General features: G+C 72.7%; 9 protein-coding genes and 1 pseudogene. 9 read left to right on the forward strand and 1 reads right to left on the reverse strand.

Features of this window, described 5'->3' with window-relative positions; all coding sequences use genetic code 11:
- The 5 genes from AC1DUQ_RS15760 to AC1DUQ_RS15780 all read left to right on the forward strand — a co-directional run.
- A partial coding sequence (locus AC1DUQ_RS15760; RefSeq protein ID WP_477074104.1) for a DUF881 domain-containing protein occupies window positions 1-824 on the forward strand: 824 nt, incomplete at its 5' end.
- A 143-nt stretch (window positions 825-967) separates the two neighbouring features.
- Entirely contained in the window at window positions 968-1,432 is a 465-nt protein-coding gene (locus AC1DUQ_RS15765; protein WP_477062037.1) for an FHA domain-containing protein, read from the forward strand.
- A 40-nt stretch (window positions 1,433-1,472) separates the two neighbouring features.
- The gene (ftsR, locus tag AC1DUQ_RS15770) at window positions 1,473-2,237 is read left to right on the forward strand and encodes a transcriptional regulator FtsR (protein ID WP_477062036.1); all 765 of its coding nucleotides are present in this window, start codon (window positions 1,473-1,475) and stop codon (window positions 2,235-2,237) included.
- Window positions 2,238-2,306: 69 nt separating this feature from the next.
- Window positions 2,307-2,831, forward strand: coding sequence for a bifunctional nuclease family protein (locus tag AC1DUQ_RS15775; protein WP_477062035.1), 525 nt, complete (start codon window positions 2,307-2,309; stop codon window positions 2,829-2,831).
- Between the two features lie 148 nt (window positions 2,832-2,979).
- Entirely contained in the window at window positions 2,980-3,573 is a 594-nt protein-coding gene (locus tag AC1DUQ_RS15780; protein WP_477074105.1) for a MerR family transcriptional regulator, read from the forward strand.
- Window positions 3,574-3,625: 52 nt separating this feature from the next.
- Here AC1DUQ_RS15780 and AC1DUQ_RS15785 read toward each other — a convergent pair whose 3' ends face one another.
- The gene (locus tag AC1DUQ_RS15785) at window positions 3,626-4,390 is read right to left on the reverse strand and encodes a ParA family protein (protein WP_477074106.1); all 765 of its coding nucleotides are present in this window, start codon (window positions 4,388-4,390) and stop codon (window positions 3,626-3,628) included.
- A gap of 77 nt (window positions 4,391-4,467) precedes the next feature.
- On the opposite strand from AC1DUQ_RS15785, the gene AC1DUQ_RS15790 reads away from it, so the two are divergent.
- The 4 genes and pseudogenes from AC1DUQ_RS15790 to AC1DUQ_RS15805 form a co-directional block, all read left to right on the forward strand.
- Window positions 4,468-5,112, forward strand: a complete 645-nt coding sequence (locus AC1DUQ_RS15790) for an MBL fold metallo-hydrolase (RefSeq protein ID WP_477062034.1) — start codon at window positions 4,468-4,470, stop codon at window positions 5,110-5,112.
- Between the two features lie 63 nt (window positions 5,113-5,175).
- A complete protein-coding gene (locus tag AC1DUQ_RS15795) occupies window positions 5,176-5,337 on the forward strand; it encodes a hypothetical protein (RefSeq protein WP_477062033.1) in 162 nt (53 codons plus the stop codon).
- A 35-nt stretch (window positions 5,338-5,372) separates the two neighbouring features.
- Window positions 5,373-5,873, forward strand: coding sequence for an N-acetyltransferase family protein (locus AC1DUQ_RS15800; RefSeq protein ID WP_477062032.1), 501 nt, complete (start codon window positions 5,373-5,375; stop codon window positions 5,871-5,873).
- A gap of 89 nt (window positions 5,874-5,962) precedes the next feature.
- A pseudogene (locus AC1DUQ_RS15805) lies at window positions 5,963-6,141 on the forward strand (LLM class flavin-dependent oxidoreductase); the annotation flags it as partial.

A 6,141-nucleotide genomic window follows, 5' to 3' on the forward strand; every position in this document is an offset into this window, starting at 1 on the left:
ACCCCGAGCCTGCCGACGGGCCGGACGCACTGCCGTCCGGCTCGACGCCCGCTCGGGAACCGTCGGTCGACGACGCGACGGCTGTCCCGGTGCCGAAGGAGCCGAGCGGATGGGCGGTCCTCGGTCGTGCGCTCAAGCCCCGCTCCACCCGCGCTCAGCTGGTCGCGGGCGTCCTGTGCGCCGTGCTCGGCTTCGCGCTGGTGGCGCAGGTGCGCCAGTCCGGTGAGGCGGACCTCGGCGGGATGCGGCAGGGCGACCTCGTCCGGATCCTCGACGAGACCACGAACCGAGGCGACGCCCTCGCCCGGGAGTCCGCCGACCTCGCGCGCGAGCGGGACGACCTGCTCTCGGGCTCCGACCGCCGGCAGGCCGCTCTCGATGCGCTGCGCCGCAGCGCCGAGACGCAGGGGATCCTCACCGGTCGCCTGCCCGCGGAGGGGCCGGGTGTGGTGGTCACGCTCACGGAGCCGGACGGCTTCATCAAGCCGATCACGATGCTGAACATGCTCGAGGAGCTGCGGAACGCGGGCGCGGAGGCGGTGCAGCTCAACGACCAGCGGGTGACGGCGAGCAGCGCGTTCACGGGGACGGGTGGCGCGGTGGTCCTCGACGGCGTCGAGCTCACGGCGCCGTACCGCTGGATCGCGATCGGTGACCCCGACATCATCGCCCCGGCGCTGCAGATCCCGGGTGGTGCGATGGCGCAGGTGCGCAATAACGGGGGCAGAGGGGTTGTCGAGAGCGAGGAGCTCGTGCAGGTGGACGCCATCCGGGTCGTGCCGGATCCGGTGTACGCGACGCCGGTGCCGCCGCAGGGCGATTGATCCTGTTCTGTACCGACCGCGCAGCGCGCAGCAGGCTGTCACCTGGTGCCGACGTGCTGCGCCGACCCGCCCGGTCCGCATAGGGTGTGGCTGACCCCGAGGAACCCCGGGCGTCGAGGTGAGAGACGGGCCCGGGAGGTGGCATGAGCGGCGAGGACCCGCAGGTCGGACGCTTCGCGGGCGGACCCGACACCACGATGAGCTTCGGGGCGATCGAGCCCGTCGAGATCGAGGCGTCGGCACCCGTCGGGCTGACCCCGGACGAGGTCGCCGCGGTGCACGCCCTCCCGCCCACCTCTGCCCTGCTCGTCATGCAGCGGGGACCGAGCGCCGGTGCGCGGTTCCTGCTCGACGCGGATCGGACGGTCGCAGGCCGCTCGACGGCGGCGGACATCTTCCTCGACGACGTCACCGTCTCCCGCAAGCACGCGGAGTTCGTCCGGGAGGGCCAGACATTCGTCGTGCGGGACATCGGGTCGCTGAACGGGACGTACGTGAACCGGACCCGCATCGACCAGTCGGCGCTCCGGGCGGGCGACGAGGTCCAGATCGGCAAGTACCGCATGACGTTCCACCCCAGCCCGCACCGCGACACGGCCGGCGCGTGACCGGCCGGTCCCTGCCGCTCGGCCCCACGGGGAGCACCACGTGACGAGCGCCCGAGCACAGCGCGTGCAGGTCGACACGAGCACCGCGGCCGAGGTCACGCACGAGCCGTGGCCGCGCGGCATCTCCCGCCGCGCCTCCATGCGGATCTCCGACGTCCTGGCCGCGCTGCGCATCGAGTTCCCCGCCGTCACCACGTCCAAGCTCCGCTTCCTCGAGGAGCAGGGGCTCGTCGAGCCGGTGCGCACGGCGGCCGGCTACCGGCAGTACTCGCCGGCGGACATCGAGCGCCTCCGGTTCGTCCTGCGCCAGCAGCGCGACCGGTACATGCCCCTGAAGGTCATCGGCGACCGCCTCGCCGCCCTGGACGCGGGGGAGGAGGACGAGCCGGCTCCGCGCGCCCGGCTCGCCACGCGGGACGGCGTCAGCGAGGGCACCGGGACGCGGTGGACGCTCGAGACGCTCGCACGCGAGTCCGGTGTCGAGGTGGCGTTCGTCGAGGATCTCGTCGCCGCGGGGGTCCTGCGCACGCACGGGACGGGGTCGTTCGACCTGTGGGCCCGCGAGATCGTGGTCTCGGCCGCCGCGCTGGCCGAGCACGGGATCGACCCGCGTCACCTGCGGCAGTTCCGGACCTCGGCCGACCGTCAGGCGGACCTCGTCGAGCAGGTGGTGGCGCCGTGGCGCGGCCAGCGGAGCGCGTCGTCGCGGGCCCGGGCGGGCACGCTGGCGGCCGAGGTGGGCGAGCTCTGCACGCAGATGCACACCGCGCTCGTGCGCGCGGCGGTCGCCGACCTCGCGCCGTAGCCGGATCGCGGCCATAACGGCTGTCCCTGGGGGGCGCCGGATCGGCGTCGGCGTCGTAGCGTGGGCTGCATGGGAGAGGACGCCGAGCTCGTACCGGTCGAGGTCGTCGGGGTGCGCCAGCACATGGCCGACGACGAGATCGTCGTGCTGCTCCTCGACCCCGACTCCGAGCTCCTGGTGCCCATCCTCATCGGGCCTACGGAGGCGAGCGCCATCGCCTCCGCGCAGGCGGGCATCGTGCCGCCCCGACCGATGACGCACGACCTGCTCCGGGACGTGCTCATCGCGGTGGGCTCGGGCCTGACGCGGGTGGAGATCACCCGCCTCGAGGAGGGCGTGTTCCACGCCGAGCTGGTGCTCCGGACCGGGCCTCGGGTCGACTCCCGGGCGTCCGACGCGATCGCGATGGCGCTCCGGTTCGGCTGCCCGGTCCTGTGCTCCGCCGAGGTCGTGGCGATCGCCGGCGTCGAGGTACGGACCACCACGTCCGAGCAGGATCTCGAGCGCTTCCGGCGGTTCCTCGACCTCGTCACGCCCGAGGACTTCAGCACGGGCGCGGAACCCGAGGAGGAGGGCGGCGCGGAGGGTCATTAGTCCCAAACCTTCGCGTTCAGGTCGAAGGTGAGACTCGCCCGTCGCGACACGCCCGGCGGGCGTCATGGCGTCCGTACCGCCGCGGGCCTAGTCTGGCAAGCAGCCGGGGGAGATGTCCGCCGACCGGCGTGCGACGAGTGGAGGATTCGTGACCAGCAACGAGAGCGCCGAGAGCGTCAGCGGGGCAGTGCCGCAGCGCGCTCAGGGCATGCTGTTCGACGACGACCTCCCTGACCTCGACACCGCGACCGGCTACCGCGGCCCGACCGCGTGCCGCGCCGCGGGCATCACGTACCGCCAGCTCGACTACTGGGCCCGCACCGGCCTGGTGGAGCCGTCCATCCGGCCGGCCACCGGTTCGGGCACGCAGCGGCTCTACAGCTTCCGCGACATCCTCGTGCTCAAGGTGGTCAAGCGCCTGCTGGACACGGGCGTCTCGCTGCAGCAGATCCGCACCGCCGTGAGCCACCTGCGCGAGCGGGGGGTCGACGACCTCGCCCAGATCACCCTGATGTCCGACGGCGCGAGCGTGTACGAGTGCACCTCCGCCGACGAGGTCATCGACCTCGTGCAGGGCGGCCAGGGCGTGTTCGGCATCGCGGTCGGCCGCGTCTGGCGTGAGGTCGAGGGCACCCTCGCGGCGCTGCCCACCGAGCGTGCGGACGAGGACGAGGAGCTCATCGCGACGCCGTCGGCCCACGACGAGCTCGCACTGCGCCGGCAGGCCCGCACCGCCGRCTGACACGGACCGACTCGACGAGCGGCTGCCCTTCGGGGTGGCCGCTCGTGTCATGTCAGTGGCGCGGTGCGCGAAGTGCGCGGTCCAGCAGGGCGTCGAACGTGCGGGCCAGCTCGGCGGCCGCGGCGCCCGGCCACGCGTGCACCGGCTGGGCGGCACCCTGGGCCTGCTGGAGCGCCGCGCGCTCGGGGACCGGGGGAGTGAGCACCAGCGGGCCGTAGAGCGTCTGCAGCTCCTCCAGCCGGAACGCCTGCTCGATCGAGCGGGCACGGACCCGGTTGACGACGATGCCGAGCGGCTGCAGCGCTGGCGCGGGTCCGCGACGCAGCTCGTCGATGGTCCGCATGGCGCGGCCGACCGCCATCACGGCGAAGAGGCCCGGCTCGGTCACCACGAGGGCGCGGTCGCACGCGGACAGTCCCGTGCGGGTGAGGCCCCCGAGCGACGGCGGGCAGTCGATCAGGACGAGGTCGTAGTCGCGCACCCAGGACAGCGCGTAGCGGAGCCGGTCCAGGTCGTCGCCGTCGAGACGGTCGTGCGCCGCGGACCGCTCGGACCCGGCGAGGACGTCGAGGCCTTCGTCGGCCCACGACGACAGCACGGTGGCCTTGGCCATCGTCGCCTCGCCCGGCTCGTCGAGGACGGACGCGACGTCGCCGGCCTGCGGACGTGCTCCGAGCGCCATGGTGCTGTCGCCCTGCGGGTCCAGGTCGATGACCAGCGTGCGCAGCCCGCGCTCCAGGGCAGCCGACGCCAGACCGAGGGTGATCGACGTCTTGCCCACGCCACCCTYGAGACTGCACACCCCGAGCACCAGCACGTGCGCAACCGTAGCCGGGGCACCGGCGTCCGGCGAAACGCCGCGCGCATCATCCCAGGTCAGGACACACTGAACGGATGAGCACCCGCCTGAGCCGTTGGGGACACGCCTGCATCCGTCTCGACAGGGGCGCCGACCACCTCGTCATCGACCCCGGCGTCTTCTCCGACCTGCCGGGTGCACTCGACGGTGTCTCGGCCGTCCTCATCACGCACGAGCACCCCGATCACGTGGCCACCGAGCCCGTGGTCGAGGCGGTGCAGGGGGGCATTGAGGCGTGGGCGCCGCAGTCCGTGGTCGACGTCCTCGTCAGCGCCGGGGCGCCCGCAGAGCGCGTGCACGCCGTGCGCGGAGGCGATGCCTTCTCCGCCGGCGGGTTCGACGTGGCGGCGCTGGGGGAGTGGCACGCACTGGTCCACCCGGACGTGCCGCGAGTGCACAACGTGGGCTACCTGGTCGCCGGCGTGCTCCATCCGGGTGACGCCTACATCGACCCGGCCGGCGCGCACGTGGACGTCCTGTGCGCACCGCTCGGGGCTCCGTGGCTCAAGCTGGGAGAGGTCGTCGACTACGTCCGGCACGTGCGGCCAGCGCGCCTCGTCGTCGTCCACGACGGCTTGCTGAGCGCGATCGGGCAGGGCATGGCGATCGGATTGCTGGGCCGGCTCGGCGACGCGGGGGAGCCGCTCTCGCTCGACTCCGGCGAGGGCATCGACCTCTGACGGCGTCCGGCTTTCGCTGCCCGCCGTCCGCCCGTAGCGTGAACGCGTCGGAAGGAGACCGCCATGACGGAGTCCGCAGGGCACGAGGTGCCCGAGCTCGAGTACGACGAGTCCGTGCCGCCCCGCCCGGAGGAGGAGATCGCCGACGCCGCACGCTCGGTGCCCGACCCCGCCGGCCACGGCGGTACCCCGGCCGACCAGACGACGGCGCGCGAGCTGCCCTGACCGGTGCTCCGCCCCAGATGAGGCATCCTGTGGACGTGGATATCCGACAGGTGGGGGAGAACGACTGGCGTCTCGTCCAGGGTGTGCGGTTGCGCGCCCTGCGGGAGAACCCGGACGTCTTCGGCGCCTCGCTGGCTCGGGAGGAACGGTTCGCCGAGTCGCACTGGCGCATGCGCCTGCGCACGTCGGCCACCTGGGTCGCCGTCGACGACGACGGCGTGGGCCGCGGGATGGTCACGATGATGCAGGAGCCGGGGTCGCCGGTCGACGACCGGCACGTCGTCGCCCTGTGGGTGGCCGCGGAGTCACGACGCCACGGCGTCGGGTGGACGCTGCTCGACACCGTCCGTCGGGCGGCCGTCGTCGAGGACGCCCGGACGGTGTCGCTGTGGCTGCTGGACAGCAACCACGCCGCCGGCGACCTGTTCGTGCGTTCCGGGTACACGCGCACCGGGGAGCGTCAGGTGCTGCCGCGCGATCCGTCGCAGACGGAGGAGCGGTACGTGCTGACCCTCCGTGACCCCTCCCAGCCATAATGTCATAATGTGCATTATCGGCGTTGGACATCCGCACGTGGCGACGACTGATCTATAGTTGAAGCATCAATCACTAGGGAGATGCTTCGATGCCCGACTACGGCCACGATCTCGTCTTCGGCAGCTTCCTGACCCCGGCAGCCAAGGACCCGCAGCTGACCGTCGCGCTGGCGCAGCTGTCCGAGCGTTCCGGGCTCGACCTGGTGACGTTCCAGGACCACCCGTACCAGCCGGCGTTCCTCGACACCWGGACTCTGCTGTCCTGGGT

Source organism: Cellulomonas sp. P4_B5_2 (assembly GCF_056402235.1).